Source organism: Ruicaihuangia caeni, assembly GCF_029952955.1.
In the GTDB taxonomy this organism is placed as follows: Bacteria; Actinomycetota; Actinomycetes; order Actinomycetales; family Microbacteriaceae; genus Ruicaihuangia; species Ruicaihuangia caeni.
In genome coordinates, this window is record NZ_JASATX010000010.1 from 1 (window position 1) to 968 (window position 968).

The following is a 968-nucleotide window of genomic DNA, read 5'->3' on the forward strand; positions in this document are numbered from 1 at the left end:
TGAATCGCCCCGGGTTTAGTGGAGGGCGAGTTCTCCCAGAGCCGACTGGTTCTGGGAGTTGATCTCACGGTAGTAGCAGTTCTCCTTCTCGATCGGCGTGAGGTAGTCGATCGAGGAGTGCAGGCGGTGCTCGTTGAACCAGTGCACCCATGACAGGGTCGCGAGTTCGAGGTCGTCGGCGGTGCGGAATGGGCCGTCGATCTTGACGCACTCGGTCTTGTAGAGCCCGACGACGGTCTCTGCGAGGGCATTGTCATAGCTGTCCCCGACGGTCCCGATGGAGGCGATCGCGCCGACGTCCGCGAGCCGTTCGGAGTAGCGCAGCGCGGTGTATTGAGCTCCGGCGTCCGAATGTTGAATGAGCCCGGTAACGTCCTCGCCTGCGCGATTACGCACCCATAGCGCCATCTCGAGGGCATCCAGTGGCAGATCGGTCGGCATTCGACTCATAGTTCGCCACCCCACGATCCGGCGAGAGAAGACGTCGGTGACGAACGCGGTGAACGCCATCCCGGACCACGTCGGCACATAGGTGAAGTCGACCACCCACAGCTCGTTCGGTCGATCCGCACGGAAACAGCGCTGCACGTGATCCGGCGGCCGGAACGATGGGCTGTCTGCTTTCGTGGTGATGAACTGCTTGCCGCGGCGGATCCCGCGCAGTCCCAGCTGCCGCATGAGGCGCTCGACCGTGCACCGGGCCACGACGATGCCCTCGCGTCTGAGCAGCCGCCAGATCTTCCGGGCGCCGCTGATCCCGCGCCCGAGCTTGCGGTCCCAGAACACCCGCTCGATCTGCACGCTCAACTCCGCATCGCGTTGCGAGCGCGCGGACGCGGGCCGGCTCTTGAACGCGTAGTACCCGGACGGGGCGATCTTCACGCCGTGCTCGGTGAGCACGCGGCAGATCGGCTCGACCCCGAACCGGTCCCGGTGATCGTCGACGAAGGCGACTACCACGGCAAACG

General features: G+C 65.1%; 1 protein-coding gene. It reads right to left on the minus strand.

Annotated features, from left to right (window positions below; genetic code table 11):
* Positions 1–15: 15 nt before the first annotated feature.
* Positions 16–968: IS3 family transposase (locus QF206_RS12435; protein WP_281489566.1), on the minus strand; the 953-nt coding region annotated here is incomplete at its 5' end.